This window comes from Dechloromonas denitrificans, from assembly GCF_020510665.1.
Lineage (GTDB): Bacteria > Pseudomonadota > Gammaproteobacteria > Burkholderiales > Rhodocyclaceae > Azonexus > Azonexus denitrificans_B.
The window spans coordinates 2,432,081-2,451,683 of sequence record NZ_CP075187.1 but is presented as its reverse complement, the minus strand read 5'-3'; the positions used below and the strand labels follow the sequence as shown (position 1 = coordinate 2,451,683).

Sequence of the window (19,603 nt, the reverse complement as noted above, 5' to 3'; positions counted from 1 at the left end):
TATGCAATACAAGTCCAACTTGGATCACACATCGACTCCGGAGGCAGTGTTTTTCCTGGAACTCTGAGCGCACTGCTACCCCTCCATCCCCCATGCTGCAGGACGGTAGGTTTCCAAAATTTCAGCTTTCAGTTTCTCGGGGTGGTGGTCAGGCCAGCTTTTCAGCCAGTCGCTCAACTTTCATGTGGCTATACCGTGCGAGGCAAGCCAATGTCTTGTGGCCGGAAATTGCAGCTACCTCGACCGTACTCAATCCACGTTCGTGCAAGCGGCTGACAGCCTCATGCCGTAGATCATGCCACCTCAGATTTTCAATTTCGGCACGTTTGCAAGCATGTTCAAATGCACTACGGACTGTCGGCATCGGTACAGGGAAGACATTGCCTTTTAGATCCCTAGGTAGTGCAGATAGAACTTGCACCGCCTTTCCGGACAGAGGGATCACTCGGTTGTCGCCATTCTTGGTGCCACGGAGAACCGCAATTCGTTTGCCAAGATCAACATCTGCCCATTTCAGCTTCAGTGCTTCACTTCTCCGGCAAGCGGTTTCGATGGAGAACTGGAACAGGGGCTTGATCCAACTGCTACGGCAGTTTTGGAATGTGACCAGTAGTCTTTCTTCTTCGTTGCCATTCAGTCTGCGATCTCTGCCTTGTCCTATAGATGGCTTACGAATTCCCCTGACTGGGTTGGTGATCGGATACGACCATTCCAGCCGGGCATGTTCAAAGACTGCTGACATGGCGCATAGATCATGTCTTGCCGTAATGGGTTTTACCGTGGTCAGACGACGATCACGAAATGCTGCCACGTCTGCTGATGTGATGGTTTTGATGTTCATTGTGGCTACCTTGTCGGCCTTGATGACGCCGAGACGATACTTTTCTTGAAATGCACCTCGTTTCGTCGGAGTGACTTCTTTCAGGTATCGATCGATTAGGTCGGTAAGGGTGGTTGTGGTGGTCTCGGCAACTTCATACTCGCCAAGATCCATTGAGCGTTCGATACCTCGTGCCCATCGCTGAGCATCCTCCTTTGTCTCAAATGCCTTGGAGAGCGCAGGGAAGCCTTGCCGTTGTATGCGGCACTGCCATTTGTTGGTTCTAAATCTGATTGATGCCATTGCAGACCTCCGAAAAGGACGTAGGCAGGACCGAGCGTGCTACTGACTTCGTGTGCTTTTTGATAACTGTTGCGAGGCATGTGCCATTGCGGTGGCGCTACCGGTGCTTCCCTAGAACTTGAAAACCGGCGTGGGGAAACCCATCGTGAGTTCGAATCTCACCGGACCCGCCAAAACTCCCTTTAAAGGGATCCAGGGTTCCGCGCCCTGATTGTCCAATGCAGACCATCATTACGCCTTCTCCCGTGAACCAACCTGCTCCCTACAGAATCAAGTACGAGGTTTATCCTGAAGACGGGATGTTTGTTGCTCGTTGTCTGGATATTGATGTAACCAGCGATGGGGCTACGGATGCAGAGGCAGTGGCCAATTTGCGCGAGGCGATTCAGCTGTATTTTGAGCGTAATGCCGAAGCCATGACCGCGCAGGCAGCAGAGGAATCGACTGATCAGGAAGTTTCAGGCGACTAGGTTTGTGACGGTCTGACTCGCTTTGCGGGATAAAGTCAGAGCTCCAGAAAATCGCCGACTTCCGTACTGCGGGCCATGGTGTCGGCGTATCCCAGGTCGATCAACGCCCGTGTATAAGGCTTCTCAAATAGCAGGTAGCTGGTCAGGGCGCCGCCACGTCGGTTCATTGCTCCGATACCGGTCAGCAGAGCCTTGACGGCCCACGGGAGTGCGGTTGCGTGTTCGGCGGCAATGCGATCAAGCCGTTCGGAGGGCGAAATCACCAAAGTTTTGATCGGACGCAGGCTGATCCCCGCGGTTTGGCGTACGTCGGCTGGAATTTTCGACAGGGTGTTGTTGATTCGCTGCATGCGCTCAATATCAACGGCCAATCCATCCAGGAAAATACTGGAAAGTGCATGGCCGGCAATTTGGGCAAGCGAGGGGTGTGTTTCAACGTGTCGTCGCTCCTGATGTTCGTTTTTTCTTCCCGCGCCAACGACCAGAATACGTTCTGCGCCAAGATGGATTGCGGGTGAGATAGGCGCTAGTTGGCGCATCGAGCCGTCACCGAAATACTCCCGGTGAATGCGTGTGGCAGGGAAAATGAAAGGGATGGCACTGGATGCAAGAAGGTGTTCGACGCCCAGTTCTGCGCGCAATCCGTGTCGCTGGATTCGTTCCCAAGGCTCGGCCGAAGGGTGCGCCTGAAAAAAGCTGATGCTTTCGCCTGACTCGTAGCCGGAGGCCGAGATGCTGACGGCGTGGAGGGCTCCTTTGGCGATGGCTCGGTCGATTCCCTTGAAGTCGAGGTGTCGGCTCAGTAGTTCCCGGAGTGGTGCATTGTCGAGCAGCGAACGTGGCGGATTTTGAACGATCCAGCCAAAGGCGAGCATGGATAGCCAGCGAGCTCCCGAAGCGCCAATCCCGAGAGGGTCTGCCCGATAAATATCGCCAGCATGCATGTTGCGCCAGATGTTGGCGAGCCGTGAGGCTGCTTTGCCGAAATTGTCAGCCAGGCAGGCAATCCCTGCTGCATTGATTGCACCAGCCGATGTTCCGCAAAGAATGGGAAAAGGATTGTGTCGCCGGTTGCTCGATAGTTTTGCGACTGCGAGCAGGAAGCCGGCCTGATAGGCAGCCCGGGCCCCGCCGCCGGTTAAAATGAGGGCGGTCCTGTCCCTGTTCAGCGTACCTGTTCGATCCATGATGGGTCTGGCCTGAAGTTTTCAATCCAGCCCGGTAATTGATTGGCAGGCATGGGGCGGGCGATACCGTAGCCTTGGGCGTGGTAGCAGCCCATTTGCATGAGGCGGCAACCGTGTGCCGCAGTTTCTACACCTTCTGCAATGACTGTGCGCTGGAAGGCTTTGGCTAAACCGATGATGCCTTCGACAATGGCCAGATCTTCCGGGTCGGCCAGCATGTCGCGAATGAAGGATTGGTCGATCTTGAGGGTTCGTGCGGGCAGGCGCTTGAAGTAGGTCAGCGATGAGTAGCCTGTGCCGAAATCGTCGAGCGCAAAGGAGACGCCGAGTGCCTCACAGCTTCGAATGATGTTGCTGACTTCGATGATGTCATCCAGCGCGGCTGTTTCGACAATTTCCAGTTCCAGCCAGGAGGGGGGAACGTGACGGTAAAGGCTGAGCAGTTCCTTCAGGCGGGCAACAAATGTTTCTGCCTGGAATTGTCGGGCGGCAATATTGACGCTGATCGGAACCGTGAGCCCCATTTTTTGCCATATCGCCATTTGTTTGAGGGCTTGCTCAATCACCCAGTCGCCCAGAGTGACGATTGTTTCGGTGTTATCGATCAAGGGCAGGAATTCGCCAGGTGGAAGCAAGCCCTGCTCGGGATGTTGCCAGCGGATCAATGCTTCTGCCCCTGTTATCCGACCGTTTCGCATGTCTACCTTGGGTTGGTAGAACAGTACAAACTCTTCGGCCAGAAGTGCCGACTGGATGCGCGAAATTTGTGCGTGCTCCGAGCGCATCTTGTGGTCAAGGTCGGCATCGAAGAAATGGTAACGGTTCCTGCCAGCCTGTTTGGCCACATACATTGCCTGGTCGGCATGGCGTAGCAGGACATCGGGTTCGGAAGTGTCATTGGGATAGAGTGTGACGCCGATGCTGGCCGAGATCAGAATGTTCTGGCCCTTGATGCGATATTCACTGGAAAGTGCCCCGAGTACCCGAAGCAAGGCAGCTTCGCATTCGCCAAAATCATCGGCGCGCAACAGCAGTGCAAATTCGTCGCCACCCAGGCGAGCTACCGTATCGCCGCTGCGTACCGTACTGCGCAAACGGTTGGCCACTTCGATTAACAGGGCGTCGCCTGCATCGTGGCCAAAATTGTCATTGACCGGCTTGAATCCGTCGAGGTCAAGATAAGCAACAGCCAGAAGTTCATTCATTCGCTTGGCCTGCTGCAGTGATTGCTGCATCCGGTCTGCCAGCAGGGCACGATTGGGCAGGCGGGTCAGGCTGTCGTAATGAGCCATTGCCTCCAGTTTTGCCTGGTGCTCCTTGAGTGCCGTGCTGTCGGAGAAAATGAATATGTAGTTGGTGGTTTCGCCCGCAAGATTACGCACGGCGCTGGCCGTGAGCTGTTCCGGAAAGTGGCTGCCTCCCTTTCGTGTGCCGGTGACTTCGCCCCGCCAGTGCCCTTGTTCGTGCAGTGTCTGCGCGATCTCATCCTGGAAACGTCGGGTGTCATCGTCAACATATTGCAGACGCAAATCCTGGCCGAGTAGCTCGCTGCGACCGAATCCGGTCAACTCGCTGGCCATCGGATTCAGATCGATGATCTGCCAGTTCGGGGCGGTGATGATGATGCCTTCGTGTGCTTCGGCAAAAACGCTGGCCGAAAGTCGTAATGAGTCTTCTGCCAGTTTGCGCTGGGTGATGTCGTTAGCCGTACCGCGGTAGCCGGCAAAGGCGCCGGCGTTATCGAAGAAGGGCTCGCCGTGGACCTGGAAGTAGCGTAATGAACCGTCCGGGAAATAGAGGCCGTATTCCAGGCGGCGGAACGATTCGTGAGCTTCAAGTTGGGCCCGGTGGGCGGTCCATTGTTCGGCGGTCAGCGTGGTCTTGAGTTCCCAGCGCTGCTGCCCGCGCAGCCATTCGGCAACATGCTGGAACTTGTTGTTCAGGCTGCCTGAAGGAGGGACTGAAAAACGGAAATCGCTGTCCTGTTCCCAGTAGTGGTCGGTAGACAGGTTGAGCAGGCTTTTGAAGCGGGCTTCCGAATTGCGAAGCGCCTTCAGCTGCTGCTCGATTTTCTGGGTCATCTGGTTGAAGGTGCTGGCCAGTTGGCCGACTTCGTCGTTTGATTCGATATTGAGGTTGAAGTTGAACTGGCCTTTGCCCACCGCTTCGCTGGCTTGCTGCAAGCGCCGCAGGTGGCGGGTCAGCCAGATGGCCAGCGCCGAAAGCAGGGCGATCGAGAGCAGGATTTCGAGGGCGGCAATACTCAGGCTTTGCCGGCCAAGGTGCTGCCTGGCTTCGTGCAGGAAGCTGGTCGAGACGCCGAAATGTAGCTGGCCGTAGATCTGCCCGGAAAGGGTGATCGGAATGCGCGTGTCAAAGCGTTTTTCCTGTGTGCCGAGATTGATTTCTGGCTGTTCCGGGGGCGGCGGTGTTTCGAGGTCCCAGCCATCGGCGAGCAGCACCTTGCCTTGGGGGTCGGTCAGCAGAAAATACTGGATGCCATCGCTCCGCCGACTCTGGCGGAATACATCGGCAATCGGCGCATAGTCCTGGCTGGCCAGCGCCGGCCCGAGCGATGCATTGAGTAGTACGGAAATTTCCTGAAGACGAACCTGCGATTGCTTTTGCAGGGTTTCGTCCATCAGCCTCAGGCCGTTCCAGACAAGCATGGCAAGCATGACAACTTCGACGAGCACGCTCGCCAGCACGAGTTTCCAGCGCATGGAAAGGCCGCTTGCTTTGCTCATAGGCCGAGTTGCTTCCGGGTTTCCGGCAAATAGCTGTCAAGGCGCTTCATGAAGGCTTCGTCAGTGGCTTGTATGCCAAGGTAGCGACTTTTTTCCAGGAAGTTGCTGCCCTCGGTGGTTGCCGGAAAGGCGAGCAGGGATTTTTGGGCCTGTTCGCGGACCGTCGTATCAAGCAGCGGGCTGGCCAGAAGAATGACGTTGGGCAGCGCTTCCGAGCGGAACATGCTGCGTACCGCGTTGCGTTGGTCCTCGGGGCTCTGGTCAAGAGTGAAATGGGCAATGATGGCTGCGTCGGCCTCGCCGCGGGCAACCGCGAGAATGCCGCTATTTTGTGAGTTGACCGCAATATATTGCACATCCTTTTCCTGGATGCCCTGATCAGCAAGAATCTTGCTCATGGCGATATTGACCAGAATCGAGCGGTCGGTCACGGCAATGCGTTTGCCGCGTAATTCGCCGAGGCGCTGGATCGGCGAATCCTTGCTGACTACCATGGCGGCATGCAGCGGGCCGGTAAACCGCGTCAGCGGGAGATAGCCGCCTTCCACCTGGGCCAGCCGCGCTTGGTGTGCTGCGGTAATGATCAAATCAAAGTCGGGTTTGAGTGTGCGTCGAGCAAAGCTGCGGACGTCGGGGGCCGTGAACAGGGCGACCGAGCGCCCGGTATCTTTTTCCAGTTGCAGTCGCAAGGGTTGGAACAAGGCAATCAGGACGTTGGGTGTCAGGTAGGGAATGACACCGATCCGCAGGGTTTCCTGTTGCGCCTGTATTCCCGTCATGCCGAAGCAGAGCGCGATGAGCGCACCCCAGTAGCGTATTGCTTTCATTGTCCCTCCTGGTGGCATCTTCGCCGATGCTTTTGCAGCAGTATAGGAGGAACGTCCGGCCAGCTCAATCCAGGCGGGCGCGGACGGCATCCGCCCAGCAGTTGGGCGTTTCGTAGAGACGAACTTGTTCCAGTTGCAGGTGATTGCCGTAGGTGTCGCGGTAGACCGCATCAAGACGCTCAAAAGCGATTCGGGCAAGATTTTCGGCGGTGGGGACCCGGTCGAGAATGACCGTTTTGTGGCCGGGCAGGGCGTTCAGGAAATCAACAATCGCCGTGTCGCCCGAGAAGGCCAGGAAAGCGTGATCCCAGGCGTCCACCAAATGCGTTTTGGCCAGGTCCTTGACCTGTGAAAAATCCATCACCATGCCGTTGGCTGCGTCGCCGGCCTTGTTGATGATGCCGCCGGAGAGCGTGATTTCGATGGCGTAGCGGTGCCCGTGCAGGTGGCGGCACTGGCTTTTGTGATCCGGGATGCGATGCCCGGCATCGAACTCGAGGCGGCGAGTGATGAACATGGTAGTGGCCTTCAAATGGGGCGCTGATTATACAATGCGCCATGCTTACAACAGACGATCATCGCCGTGACAGCGCCGGGCTGCTTTATGTCTACCCGGTTATTTCACGCCGCGCCGGCGGGGTTTCCGTTGGTATCAACCTGAATATCAACAATGCCTGCAATTGGGCGTGCCTTTATTGCCAGGTTGACAACCTGACACGCGGCGGCCCGCCGCCCGTTGATTTGTCGCGCCTGGAGCGCGAGTTGCGGTTGTTTCTGGATGATGCGCTGCACGGTGACTTCATGCAGCGCCAGGTGCCGGCAGAGGCGCGACAACTGGTCGACGTGGCTTTTTCGGGTAACGGAGAGCCGACCAGTGCTGCCGAGTTCAGTGAGGCAATTGATCGTGTCGGACAGGTCATGGCTGATTACGGTCTGCAGGGCAAGCTCCCGCTGCGCCTGATCACCAACGGCAGTTTCCTGCATCGTCCCGAAGTGCAGTCCGGAATCCGCCGGCTTGGCTCTCTGGGGGGCGAGGTCTGGTTCAAGGTTGACCGGGTTGATGCGCCGGGTGTCGAGTTGGTCAATGGTGTGCCGATGTCGGCCGACAAAATTGCCCGCAACCTTGCCATTTGTGCTGCGCAGGCGCCGACCTGGGTGCAGACATGCTGGTTTGCGCTGGATGGCGAGGCGCCTCCGGCTTCCGCCAGGGAAGCATATTGTGCCTTGCTCAACGGCTTGGCTGGCCAGCTGGCCGGTGTTCATCTCTACGGTTTGGCCCGTCCCTCGATGCAGCCCGCGGCACCGCGTCTGGGGCGACTGCCGACGGATGTGCTTGAGTCCTTCGCCGGGCAGATCAAAAAAGAAACGGGCATCCGGGTGGTGCTTTCCCCGTAATGCCCGTTGTTGCGGTCGACGGCCTTTACAGGCCGAATTTCACGCGGCCTTCTTGGTACGCGTGCGCGCCGATTTCTTCAGGGACTTGAACAGCTCCGGTTCCTGAGCCTTCAGGTACTCGAGGACTTCCCAGTCGTCACGCTTGATCGACTTGATGTCGATCTGTTCAACGTGCACCAGGCGGAGCAGTTCGCGCACCGGCTTGGGCATGTTGCGGCCGCTCTCATAACGGGAACCGCCGCTCTGCGTCACGCCGAGGGTGGACCAGAACTGCTGTTGGTTGAGGCCAAGCTTGCGACGAATTTCACGAGCGTCGATTTTTTCGATGGTCTTGACTGCGGTCATATCCATTCTCCATACGCGATTGTTGTAGGGGTACCCAAGCCGACTAAAGTGATATGACTTAGGTAATATGACCAAGTGTATAGATGCTTATGACGTACCGCAAGTGCAAATGCCATATTTTTTGACGTTTTTTTTGTAAAAAACCATTCCATTCATGGGGTTGATCCTGCGCTTTCCTGCTCTTGCCTTGCAGCAGCGGCTTTTTGGGAGGCGGCCTTTGCGAAAACAGCCTGATGCACTAAGATCGCCACGATATAAATTATTTTGGAGACGCCGCCATGCAAGTGCGCGAAATCATTCAGCTCAAGGGCGGAACCCTCTACACCGCAACGCCCCAGCAATCGCTGGCCTCGGCAATCGATACCATGGCTGATCTCGACGTCGGTTCTCTGGTAGTGATGGATGCCGGAAAAATGGCCGGCATGCTGACTTTCCGTGAGGTGCTCAAGGCCATGAAGGCCCATGATGCCTGCCCGGTTGGCGTGACGGTCGGAGATGTCATGGTCAAGGATCCGGTCACAGCCTTTCCTGATATGCCGGCCAACGAATTGCGTCGTCTGATGATCGAAAAGCACTCGCGTTATTTGCCGGTGCTCGATGGCCACCTGCTGATGGGTGTGATTTCCTTCCTTGATGTTGCCAAAGCCGTGCTTGAGGAACAGAGCTTCGAAAATACGATGCTCAAGAACTACATCAAGAACTGGCCGGACGAACCGTCTGCTTGATCGCCCGATCGAAAAAAGCAGCTTTGGCTGCTTTTTTTATGCCCGGCTTTTAGCGGCTATCCCAGCCGTAGCGCTTTGTTCGTTGCCAGCGATTATCGGGTTGCTGGCGTGGGTTTGGCCCGGCTTGCGATGCTCTTTTGCCGGTGGGTGGCATGGTCGATGGCTTTGCTGCGGTCGACGGGGCGGGCGGGGGCTTTTTGTTGGGCATGTTAAACTCCTGCTTCCATTTTAGATTCCAGCCTCCCATGTCCGGCAATACTTTTGGCACGCTTTTCACCGTTTCGTCCTTTGGCGAATCCCATGGTCCTGCAATCGGTTGCGTGGTTGATGGTTGCCCACCCGGACTTTCGCTGTGCGAGGCAGATATCCAGGCTGAACTGGATCGCCGCAAGCCGGGTACTTCGCGTCATGTCACGCAACGTCGCGAACCGGATACGGTGGAAATCCTCTCTGGCGTCTTTGAGGGCAAGACCACCGGCACGCCAATCGCTCTGCTGATTCGCAACCAGGATCAGCGCAGCAAGGATTACGGCAATATTGCCGAAACCTTCCGGCCCGGCCATGCCGATTACACCTATACCCAGAAATACGGGTTTCGCGACCCTCGGGGTGGCGGCCGTTCTTCGGCGCGCGAAACGGCCGTGCGCGTTGCCGCAGGGGCAATTGCCCGCAAGTGGCTGAAAGAGCGCTACGGTGTGACGATTCGCGGCTGGATGAGCGCACTTGGGCCGATTGAAATTCCCTTCCTGAGCGCCGATGCAATCGATGGCAATGCCTTCTTTGCACCGAATGCCGATATCGTTTCCGACCTCGAAGCCTATATGGACAGCCTGCGCAAATCGCTGGATTCGGTCGGGGCCAAAATTACCGTGACCGCCACCGGCGTCCCGCCAGGTTGGGGTGAGCCGGTCTACGATCGCCTTGATGCTGAAATTGCCTACGCGATGATGGGCATCAATGCCGTCAAGGGGGTCGAAATCGGGGCTGGTTTTGACTCGGTGGCTCAAAAAGGCAGCGAACATGGCGATGAAATGACGCCGCAGGGTTTTGCCAGCAATCACGCCGGCGGTATTCTGGGTGGTTTGTCCACTGGTCAGGAAATCATCGTCAATATGGCGATCAAGCCGACATCGTCGATTGCCCAGCCGCGTCGTTCGATTGATGTGCACGGCCAGCCCATTGAAGTAGCGACCCAGGGGCGGCACGATCCCTGTGTTGGCATTCGTGCGACGCCGATTGCCGAAGCCATGATGGCGCTGGTGCTGATTGATCATGCCCTGCGTCATCGTGCTCAGTGTGGCGATGTCGTCTGCTCGACGCCGCGGATTCCGGGCGAAATCGCCTAAGATTTTTAGTTCTGCGCCGCTTTCGAGTGGCGTTGTTGAAAATAGGGAGAAAAAAATGCAAGTCGAACATCACGACCTCCATCATGAATTTCCTGAGATGGTTGACGCTATTCATGCCCTCAAGGTTGGCAATGCGCATTTTGCCAAGCTGTTTGCTTCATATCACCGCCTGACCGGCAAGGTGGAGGATCTTGAAGAGCACGACATGCCGGTGGCTGATTTCACCATCGAAGACATGAAGAAGCAGCGCGTCAAGCTCAAGGATGAGCTCTATCACATGCTGCTGGCCTATCGCTCCGGTCAACAGGCGATCAAGGCCTAAATCGGGAGGCTGCCGATTCGATGCATCCGGTAAAATCGCCGGATGCATGCACTGCCTCACTGGCGCCTTTCGGGCTACTACTTTTTCTACTTCGCCTTCATCGGTGCGTTCTCGCCCTATTTCGGGCTCTATCTCCAATCCCTGAATTTCTCTGCCTGGGACATCGGCCTGTTGATGTCGCAGATGCAGTTGATGCGCCTTTTTGGTCCCAATCTCTGGGGCTGGCTGGCCGACCGTTTTGGTTACCGGGTCGGCATCATCCGTCTGGCTGGCATCATGGGGCTGACCGGTTTCTCCGCCTTTTTCTGGATCGATCGCCTGCCCGGCATGTTACTTGCCATGGCAGTACTGGCTTTTTTCTGGAGTGCCGCACTACCGCTGGTCGAGACGTTGACTTTTGACCATCTACGCGAAGAGCGCGGGCGCTACAGCCGGATTCGGCTTTGGGGTTCGGTCGGCTTTGTCGTTGCTGTCATGGCAACGGGGGCCATTCTTGATTATGCCCCGCCGATCGCTGTGCTCTGGGTTTGCTGGGCAGTTCTCTGCGGCATTCTTGGTTTGGCAGCCACGTTGCCGGAAGCGCCGCAAATGCCGCATGCCCGCGGTGAAATTCCGATTCGCACTATTCTCCGTCAGCCCAGGGTCGTGGCTCTGATGGCCGCCTGCTTTGCCATGTCGGCTGCGCATGGCGCCTTCTATGTCTTCTATTCCATTCATCTCTCCGGGCATGGCTACAGCAAGACCGAAGTCGGGGCGCTGTGGTCGCTCGGTGTGCTGGCCGAGATTGTTGTTTTCATTCTGATGGCACGTTTGTCGCGCCGGTTTTCGCTGCGTGTCATCCTGCTTGCCAGTTTTGCCGCTGCCGTCTGGCGTTTCCTGATGATGGGCTGGGGCGTCGAGTCGGTAGCTGTGATGATCCTGGTTCAGTTGCTGCATGGCCTCACCTTCGGCTCGTATCACGCGGCGAGCATTGCGGCGGTCAACCTGTGGTTTCCGGGGCGCGCCCAGGGGCGGGGGCAGGCGCTTTACTCCAGTTTGTCGTTCGGCGCTGGCGGCCTGCTTGGTGCGCTGATCGCCGGGCGAACCTGGGATCAGGTCGGCGCTGGCTGGACGTTTACGCTGGGTGCGGTCTTTGCGCTGGGCGGATTTTTGCTGGTCTGGCGCTGGGTGCGTGGCGATGCCGCGGTCGACATGCCCGGCCGGGCAAAAAAAGCTGATCCTGTGACATAATTCAACGCTTTACGGCCCCTTTGAAGCGATCCATGTCGAAGACCCTTTACGACAAGCTCTGGGAGAACCACGTTGTCCACGTAGAAGCGGATGGCACGGCGCTCCTTTATATCGATCGTCACCTCGTGCACGAAGTGACCAGTCCGCAGGCTTTTGAAGGCCTCAAACTGGCCGGGCGCAAGCCTTGGCGCGTTTCCTCCATTGTTGCCACGCCGGACCACAACACGCCGACCGACCATTGGGAAGAGGGGATCAAGGATCCGATTTCCCGTCAGCAGGTTGAAACGCTGGATGCCAATATCCGCGAAGTCGGTGCCTTGGCGTATTTCCCGTTCAAGGATCAGCGCATGGGGATTCTCCATGTCGTCGGCCCTGAAAATGGTGCGACGCTGCCCGGCATGACCGTTGTTTGCGGCGATTCGCACACCTCGACGCACGGCGCTTTCGCCTGCCTGGCGCACGGCATCGGTACCTCCGAAGTCGAACACGTGCTGGCCACCCAGTGTCTGCTGCAAAAGAAATCCAAGACCATGCTGATTGCCGTCGAAGGCAAGCTCGGCAAGGGCGTGACAGCCAAGGACGTGGCGCTGGCCGTGATTGGCACCATCGGCACGGCCGGTGGTACGGGTTATGCCATCGAGTTCGGCGGCAGCGCCATCCGTGGCCTGAGCATGGAAGGTCGGATGACCCTGTGCAACATGGCCATCGAAGGCGGCGCCCGGATGGGCTTTGTCGCGGTCGACGACAATACGATCAATTATTTGAAGGGTCGTCCCTTCTCGCCGACTGGCGAAACCTGGGACAAGGCCGTGGCCTACTGGCGCACGCTGCACTCCGATGCCGGCGCACAGTTCGATCGCGTCGTTACCCTGAAGGCTGAAGAGATTCGCCCACAAGTGACCTGGGGAACCTCGCCGGAAATGGTCGTGGCGATCGACGCCACGGTGCCCGATCCGGCCAAGCAGGCCGACCCGGTCAAGCGTGAAGGCATGGAGCGGGCGCTGCAGTACATGGGCCTCAACCCGAATACGCCGATCAACCAGATTGCAGTCGACAAGGTATTCATCGGCTCCTGCACCAATTCCCGTATCGAGGATTTGCGCGAAGCGGCATCGGTGCTCAAAGGGCGCCATATTGCCGCGAACATCAAACTCGCACTGGCCGTGCCGGGTTCTGGTCTGGTCAAGCGTCAAGCCGAGGAAGAAGGGTTGGACAAGGTTTTCGTCGCAGCTGGTTTCGAGTGGCGTGAGCCAGGTTGCTCGATGTGTCTGGCGATGAATGCCGACCGTCTGGAGCCGGGCGAGCGTTGTGCTTCGACGTCGAACCGCAATTTCGAAGGCCGTCAGGGTCCTGGCGGCCGGACGCATCTGCTTAGCCCAGCCATGGCAGCGGCTGCCGCCATCGCCGGCCGTTTCGCCGACGTGCGCGAAGTGCTTTAACGGAGTCGGGTCATGCGCGTTGTCTTGTTCGCATGGATGGCGTTGATTCTTTCCGCTTGCAATACAGCGCAGGGCGTCAAGAAAGATGTCGAGCGTGGTGCGGAAGTGACTGGCGAAGCGCTGCAAAAAGGGGGCGAGGCCGTCGGTAACGCCCTGAATAAAACAGGTGAAGTCGTCGGCGGCGCTCTGCAAAAGAGCGGCGAGGCGGTGGGCAGCGCCTTGAAGAAATCAGGCGATGCCGTGCAGAAAGTGGTGGAGTAATGGATAAATTCGTTCGTCTGGAAGGTTTGGTAGCACCGCTCGACCGTAACAACGTCGATACGGATGCCATCATCCCCAAGCAATTTCTCAAGTCGATCAAGCGTTCCGGCTTCGGTCCGAATGCCTTCGACGAATGGCGCTATATGGATGTCGGTCAGCCTGGGCAAGATAATTCTGGCCGTCCGAAGAATCCGAATTTCGTGCTCAACCAGGAACGCTACCAGGGCGCGCAGGTACTGCTGACGCGGGCCAATTTCGGCTGCGGCAGTTCGCGCGAACACGCGCCGTGGGCATTGCTGGATTTCGGCTTTCAGGCAATCATCGCCGAGTCGTTTGCCGATATTTTCTTCAATAACTGCTTCAAGAACGGTATTTTGCCGATTGTCTTGCCGGCCGCTGAAATCGAGGCGCTGTTTCAGCAAATCGAAGCGACTCCGGGCTACAAGCTGGTCGTCGATTTGCCGTCGCAAGCGGTGATTCGTCCGGATGGCTATGGCATTCCGTTCGAAATCGATGCCTTCCGCAAGGAATGCCTGATCAACGGCTGGGACGATATCGGCCTGACCTTGCGTCATGCCGAGATGATTCGCGAATTCGAAGCCAAGCGTCGTATCAGCCAGCCCTGGCTGTTTGCCTAACAAGGAAAAGCAATGAAGATCTGTGTTTTGCCGGGTGACGGCATTGGTCCTGAAATTACTGCCGAGGCAGTGCGTGTTCTCAACTCACTTGATCTCAAGTTCGAGATGGAGGAGGCGCTGTTGGGCGGTGGCGCGGTCGACGCAACCGGCAACCCTTATCCTGAAGCAACGCAAAAGCTGGCGCGTGAAGCCGATGCCGTGCTGCTCGGCGCCGTTGGCGGGCCGCAATGGGATACGCTGCCGCGTGAAAAGCGCCCGGAGCGCGGTCTGCTCGGGATTCGCAAGGACCTGAACCTGTTCGCCAACCTGCGTCCGGCAATTCTCTACCCCGAACTGGCCAATGCCTCGACGTTGAAGCCGGAAGTGGTCGCCGGTCTGGATATCCTGATCGTTCGCGAACTGACCGGCGACATCTACTTCGGCCAGCCGCGCGGCGTGCGTGAGGAAAACGGCGAGCGCGTCGGTTTCAACACCATGGTCTATAGCGAGTCCGAGATTCGTCGTATCGGTCATGTTGCTTTCCAGGCTGCGCAAAAGCGCAACAAGAAGCTGTGCTCGGTCGACAAGATGAACGTGCTGGAATGCACCCAGCTGTGGCGCGATGTGATGATCGAAGTCGCCCACGACTACCCGGATGTCGAACTCAGCCACATGCTGGTCGATAACGCCGCGATGCAATTGGTCAAGGCGCCGAAGCAGTTCGACGTGATGGTCACCGGCAACATGTTCGGTGACATCCTGTCTGACGAAGCATCGATGCTGACCGGTTCGATCGGCATGCTGCCTTCCGCTTCGCTGGATGACAAGAACAAGGGCTTGTACGAGCCATCGCACGGTTCCGCCCCGGATATCGCCGGCAAGGGCGTCGCCAATCCGCTGGCGACCATCCTGTCGGCAGCGATGATGCTGCGTTACACTTTTGGTCTGGAAGAACAGGCACTACGCATTGAAACTGCGGTCAAAAAGGTGCTCGCTCAAGGTTATCGTACCGGCGACATCTACGAGCGTGGCACCAGCAAGGTGGGCACCAGGGAAATGGGCGACGCCGTGCTTGCCGCGCTGGCGTCGTAAACCAAAACACCGGTTCGTGCGTTAAACGAAGGTTATATACGGAGAGTAAGTCATGAAGAAGGTTGGTCTGGTCGGTTGGCGTGGCATGGTTGGTTCCGTGCTGATGCAGCGCATGGTTGAAGAGGGCGATTTTGCCTACATCGATCCGGTGTACTTCTCAACGTCCGCTGCTGGCGGCAAGGCACCGGTGTTCGGCGGCAAGGAAGCCTCCCTGCCGTTGCAGGATGCTTCCTCGGTCGACGCGCTGAAACAGTGCGAAATCATCATCACCTGCCAGGGTGGCGACTACACCAAGGAAGTTTTCCCCAAGCTGCGTGCGGCTGGCTGGAATGGCCACTGGATCGATGCTGCTTCGGCATTGCGCATGGCTGATGATGCCGTGATCGTGCTTGACCCGGTCAACATGAACGTCATCAAGGACTCTCTGAGCAAGGGTGGCAAGAACTGGATCGGCGGCAACTGCACCGTATCCCTGATGCTGATGGGCCTCGGCGGGCTGTTCCAGAACGATCTGATCGAATGGGCTTCGTCCATGACCTATCAGGCCGCTTCCGGTGCTGGTGCACAAAACATGCGCGAGTTGATTTCGCAAATGGGCGCCATCCACGCCTCCGTGGCCGATCTGTTGGCCGACCCGGCTTCCGCCATTCTCGATATCGACCGCAAGGTTGCCGAGACGATTCGTTCCGATGCCTTCCCGAAGAAGAACTTCCGCAACACCCCGCTGGCTGGTTCGCTGATTCCGTGGATCGATGTGCCGGTCGAAGGCGGCCAGTCCAAGGAAGAGTGGAAGGGCGGCGCCGAGTGCAACAAGATTCTCGGCAAGCCGGCTTTCCGTAGCGCGGGTTCGATCCCTATCGATGGCCTGTGCGTGCGTATTGGTGCAATGCGTTGCCACAGCCAGGCGCTGACCATCAAGCTCAAGAAGGATGTGCCGCTCGATGAAATCAGCGACATGCTGGCCAAGGCCAATCCGTGGGCCAAGGTCGTGCCGAATGATCGCGAGATCTCCGAGCGCGAACTGACCCCGGCCGCCGTGACTGGCACGCTGACCGTGCCGGTCGGCCGTCTGCACAAGATGGCGATGGGCCCGGAGTACCTGGCAGCCTTCACCTGTGGCGACCAGTTGCTGTGGGGCGCGGCCGAGCCGCTGCGTCGCATGCTGCGCATTCTGCTGGATGCCTGATCGGCCAGATTGATCCTGTATCGTCAAAACCGGGGCCAAGTGCCCCGGTTTTTGTTGTTGGGTTCGCGTCATATCGCCGCTCGCTCAGAAGGCGGTTTAGCTTGCATTGCTAAGTCCATGATGTTAATTTGAAAGTCCCAAAATTCGACGCTCAGGGTTTCGCCGTGAACGAAACTAATCGCTCCAAATTCAAAAAGCATGCAATGGCGCTCGCAGTCGCTTCTTGCATGTCGCTCGCGCCATGTATTTCCGAGGCTGCGGGGCTAGGAAAATTGACTGTACTTTCCGGTCTCGGACAGCCTTTGCGGGCTGAGCTCGAGGTTGCCGCCAATCGTGAAGAACTGGTTGGCATGACGGCTCGTCTTGCGCCGCAGAGTGCATTCCGTCAAGCCGGAGTGGATTATTCGTCGGTGTTGAATGACCTGCGCTTTAATGTGGAAAAGCGTCCTGACGGGAAGTCTGTTGTAAAAGTTACTTCGGAAAAGCCGATCAACGAACCTTTCCTCGATTTCTTGATGGAATTGAACTGGCCGGCCGGTCGTCTTGTTCGTGAATACACTTTCTTGCTGGATCCACCGGAAATTGCTGCAAAACAGGTAGCCCGACCTGTTGCTGAGGCGCGTGTGGTTGAAACGGTACGTGGTGGCGGTGCTCAGGTCGAGCGAACCGAGCGTGCCGAACGCCCGCCTGAGATTGCCGAGCGCCCCAAGGTCAGCAAACCAGCTGCCCGCCCTGTTGTGGAAGACAAGCCCCAGCCGGTGCCGGAGAAAAAAGCGACAGAGCCTGCTGATGGGCGCGTCGTTCACTCGGGCGATACCTTGCGCAAAATTGCAGCCGAGACACGCGTCGAAGGTGTTTCTCTCGACCAGATGCTGGTCGGGATTTTTCAGAAGAACCCCGATGCCTTCATCGGCAACAACATGAATCGCCTGAAAGCCGGCGCAATTCTTGGTTTGCCTGAAAAGACCGAGCTTGAATCCCTGTCGGATGCCGATGTGAAAAAGGTGCTGGTCGCTCAATCGGGTGACTGGAATGCCTATCGCCAGAAACTGGCCTCCGCAACAGCCAAGGCGCCAGTCAAGGAAGAGTCGCTGGGTCAGGGCAGCAGTGGAAAGATTGCCGCCAAGGTTGATGAAAAGGCTTTGCCATCAGAGCAGGCCAAGGACCAAGTCAAGGTTTCGCGGACCGAAATGCCGGTCAAGGGAAGTGCGGCCAGCAAATCTGTCTTGGGCACAGAAGCTGATCTGATTGCGCGGGATCGTTCCCTGAAGGAGGCTCAGGAACGTCTGGCTTTCCTTGAGAAAAATGTGGGTGAGCTGCAGAAGTTGCTGGAAATGAAAAACCAGAAGCTTGCCGAGTTGCAGCAACAGGGGGCGGTCAAGAAAGAGGAAAGCAAGCCGCTTGAACCGGCCAAGGTGATTGAGCCTCCGAAACCGGTTGAGCCAGCCAAGCCTGTTGAGCCTGTCAAGGTAGTCGAGCCGCCGAAGGAGGCTGCAGAGGCAAAGCCGGCGGAACCAAGCAAGCCGGTCGAGGTGAAGCCGGCTGTCGAGGCGCCAAAGCCAGCGGCTGTCAAGAAACCGGAGGCCGTCAAGCCGCCTGAGCCTGAGGAGGAGCCTGAGCCTGGTTTCGTCGAAACCCTGTTGGCTGATCCACTGCCATTGGCTGGAGGGGGCGGGATTCTTGCCCTGCTGGCCGGTTATCTGCTTTTCAAGCGTCGGCGTGATCACAACGCCTCGGTTGAGACAACGGCGGCTCCTGTTTCGCCCAGCTCCGGCGGAAACTCTGTTTTCCGGATGACGGGCGGGCAGAGTGTCGATACCAGCAATACGCCGCCGCAAACGGGTGACTTCAGCCAGGCGGGGCCGGGCAGTATCGATACCGATGAGGTTGATCCGGTTGCAGAGGCCGATGTGTACATGGCCTACGGTCGTGATGCTCAGGCTGAGGAAATCCTGCTCGAGGCTTTGCAGAAAGATCCGAACCGGATTGCAATTCATGCCAAGCTGCTCGAGATTTATGCGAATCGCAAGAGTGTCAAGCAGTTCGAGACGCTGGCGAGTGAGTTGTATGCGCAGACGGCGGGTGTTGGTCCGGAATGGGCCAAGGTTGCTGCTATGGGGGTTGGGCTGGACCCGGGTAATCCGCTTTACTCCGGTGTGCAGCGTCAGGCTTCGGCATTCAATGCAGATGCCACCATGGTGGTAACGCCGGAAGTGGCCCGTCAGGCTGCACAGTTCATGCCTGAAGATACCCCTGCTGAGGCAGTGCCTCCGGCTATTGAGTCGGTTGATACGTTTGAGCGTGACACGCTTGTTTTACCCGAAGTCGAGCCGGCAGAGCCGGAAGCGGCGGTTGTCGAAGTCGCCGATGAAGTCATGAGCCTCGATTTTGATTTGGGGGCGCCAGCGGATGAAATGCCTTCTGCACCGGCTGAGAATATCGACCTGCCAGCACCGCCGGCTGTCGAATCGCTGGCTGATGCATCGGATGCGCTTGATTTCGATCTGGGGGCGAGTATCCCGGCCCAGCCGGCATTGCAGGATGATGTGCTGCGCGTAGACGACAATCCGGTGGCTGATGATCTGGATTTCGAGCTGGATATTGCCGAGTCTTCTGCGGTCGACGATGCATCTGAGCCGTTGCCCGATTTTTCTCCGGGTGGAACGCTGGTCATGCCTGCACTTGGTGAACTGGCGGATTCTTCTGAATTGTCGCCGGCAGTATCTCCAGTGGCAGAGGCTGTACCTGAGGCTCCACTCGGCGACTTCAGTCTCGATCTTGATGCACCGCCTGCAGCCGCTGCTCCTGCTGAAAGCTACGGGACCGATACCGTTGTTAACACGATGTTGCTTGATCAGGCTGTCGATATTCAGAATCCCTCTCTGACCGATGCTACGGCCGATGAGAATGCCGTCGAGTTTGACGTCAAGCTGACCGATTCTGTGTTCCTTGGTCAGCCTGCCACCCCGGAGTTTGATATCGGGGCGATCAATCTTGATCTGTCGGCTGAGCCAGCCGAGAGCGCTCCTGCAGAATCCGCTGTGGCACCTGCTGCTGCGGCCCCGTCGGATAATGCACAGTGGGAAGAGGTCAATACCAAGCTCGATCTGGCCAAGGCCTATGAAGAAATGGGCGACCTTGAGGGAGCGCGCGAACTATTGCAAGAAGTTGCGAGCGAGGGGCCGGTTGATCTCGTCGAGCAAGCGCGCGAGATTCTTGCACGTATCGGTGGATAAACAAGGGTCGGTTTTTGACCGGTACATGGCCCCGTAAGGGGCTATGTGCATTTTG

General features: G+C 57.5%; 18 protein-coding genes. 12 read left to right on the top strand and 6 right to left on the bottom strand.

From position 1 onward, the window contains the following. Positions 1-148 precede the first annotated feature (148 nt). Positions 149-1,123, bottom strand: a complete 975-nt coding sequence (locus KI614_RS11650; RefSeq protein WP_226405900.1) for an integrase — start codon at positions 1,121-1,123, stop codon at positions 149-151. 218 nt (positions 1,124-1,341) lie between these two features. Between KI614_RS11650 and KI614_RS11645 the strand changes: the two genes are divergently transcribed. Beyond that, positions 1,342-1,593 carry a type II toxin-antitoxin system HicB family antitoxin gene (locus tag KI614_RS11645; protein WP_226405899.1) on the top strand — a complete coding sequence of 84 codons (252 nt, stop codon included), beginning with the start codon at positions 1,342-1,344 and terminating at the stop codon, positions 1,591-1,593. 35 nt (positions 1,594-1,628) lie between these two features. Here KI614_RS11645 and KI614_RS11640 read toward each other — a convergent pair whose 3' ends face one another. The 4 genes from KI614_RS11640 to queD form a co-directional block, all read right to left on the bottom strand. Then, positions 1,629-2,780 carry a patatin-like phospholipase family protein gene (locus KI614_RS11640; protein WP_226405898.1) on the bottom strand — a complete coding sequence of 384 codons (1,152 nt, stop codon included), beginning with the start codon at positions 2,778-2,780 and terminating at the stop codon, positions 1,629-1,631. After that, on the bottom strand, positions 2,759-5,503 hold the full coding sequence (locus KI614_RS11635; protein ID WP_226405897.1) for an EAL domain-containing protein: 2,745 nt from the start codon (positions 5,501-5,503) through the stop codon (positions 2,759-2,761). Before KI614_RS11635 ends, KI614_RS11640 begins: the two co-directional genes overlap by 22 nt. A 20-nt stretch (positions 5,504-5,523) precedes the next feature. Next, positions 5,524-6,354 carry a phosphate/phosphite/phosphonate ABC transporter substrate-binding protein gene (locus KI614_RS11630; RefSeq protein WP_226405896.1) on the bottom strand — a complete coding sequence of 277 codons (831 nt, stop codon included), beginning with the start codon at positions 6,352-6,354 and terminating at the stop codon, positions 5,524-5,526. 64 nt (positions 6,355-6,418) lie between these two features. Then, positions 6,419-6,871, bottom strand: a complete 453-nt coding sequence (gene queD, locus KI614_RS11625; protein WP_226405895.1) for a 6-carboxytetrahydropterin synthase QueD — start codon at positions 6,869-6,871, stop codon at positions 6,419-6,421. Positions 6,872-6,912: 41 nt separating this feature from the next. Between queD and KI614_RS11620 the strand changes: the two genes are divergently transcribed. After that, positions 6,913-7,749 (top strand): radical SAM protein, encoded by an 837-nt coding sequence (locus KI614_RS11620; RefSeq protein ID WP_226405894.1) that lies wholly within the window; start codon positions 6,913-6,915, stop codon positions 7,747-7,749. Positions 7,750-7,788: 39 nt separating this feature from the next. Here KI614_RS11620 and KI614_RS11615 read toward each other — a convergent pair whose 3' ends face one another. Further along, positions 7,789-8,094, bottom strand: a complete 306-nt coding sequence (locus KI614_RS11615) for a helix-turn-helix domain-containing protein (RefSeq protein WP_203467208.1) — start codon at positions 8,092-8,094, stop codon at positions 7,789-7,791. A 278-nt stretch (positions 8,095-8,372) separates the two neighbouring features. Here KI614_RS11615 and KI614_RS11610 point away from each other — a divergent pair, with 278 nt between their 5' ends. The 10 genes from KI614_RS11610 (at position 8,373) to KI614_RS11565 (ending at position 19,548) form a co-directional block, all read left to right on the top strand. Next, a complete protein-coding gene (locus tag KI614_RS11610; RefSeq protein ID WP_226405893.1) occupies positions 8,373-8,819 on the top strand; it encodes a CBS domain-containing protein in 447 nt (148 codons plus the stop codon). Positions 8,820-9,064: 245 nt separating this feature from the next. Next, a complete protein-coding gene (gene aroC, locus KI614_RS11605; protein ID WP_226405892.1) occupies positions 9,065-10,165 on the top strand; it encodes a chorismate synthase in 1,101 nt (366 codons plus the stop codon). 55 nt (positions 10,166-10,220) lie between these two features. Next, a complete protein-coding gene (locus KI614_RS11600; RefSeq protein ID WP_226405891.1) occupies positions 10,221-10,487 on the top strand; it encodes a YdcH family protein in 267 nt (88 codons plus the stop codon). Between the two features lie 42 nt (positions 10,488-10,529). Further along, a complete protein-coding gene (locus tag KI614_RS11595) occupies positions 10,530-11,717 on the top strand; it encodes an MFS transporter (RefSeq protein ID WP_226405890.1) in 1,188 nt (395 codons plus the stop codon). Between the two features lie 32 nt (positions 11,718-11,749). After that, entirely contained in the window at positions 11,750-13,156 is a 1,407-nt protein-coding gene (gene leuC / locus KI614_RS11590) for a 3-isopropylmalate dehydratase large subunit (protein WP_226405889.1), read from the top strand. A gap of 12 nt (positions 13,157-13,168) precedes the next feature. Beyond that, entirely contained in the window at positions 13,169-13,417 is a 249-nt protein-coding gene (locus KI614_RS11585; protein WP_203467202.1) for an entericidin EcnAB, read from the top strand. Beyond that, positions 13,417-14,055 (top strand): 3-isopropylmalate dehydratase small subunit, encoded by a 639-nt coding sequence (leuD, locus tag KI614_RS11580; protein WP_203467201.1) that lies wholly within the window; start codon positions 13,417-13,419, stop codon positions 14,053-14,055. Before KI614_RS11585 ends, leuD begins: the two co-directional genes overlap by 1 nt. A 12-nt stretch (positions 14,056-14,067) precedes the next feature. Further along, positions 14,068-15,126 (top strand): 3-isopropylmalate dehydrogenase, encoded by a 1,059-nt coding sequence (gene leuB, locus KI614_RS11575; protein WP_226405888.1) that lies wholly within the window; start codon positions 14,068-14,070, stop codon positions 15,124-15,126. 52 nt (positions 15,127-15,178) lie between these two features. Continuing rightward, complete coding sequence (asd, locus tag KI614_RS11570) at positions 15,179-16,312, top strand: aspartate-semialdehyde dehydrogenase (RefSeq protein WP_226405887.1); 1,134 nt, start codon at positions 15,179-15,181, stop codon at positions 16,310-16,312. A gap of 272 nt (positions 16,313-16,584) precedes the next feature. Next, a complete protein-coding gene (locus KI614_RS11565) occupies positions 16,585-19,548 on the top strand; it encodes a FimV/HubP family polar landmark protein (RefSeq protein WP_226405886.1) in 2,964 nt (987 codons plus the stop codon). Positions 19,549-19,603: the final 55 nt, after the last annotated feature.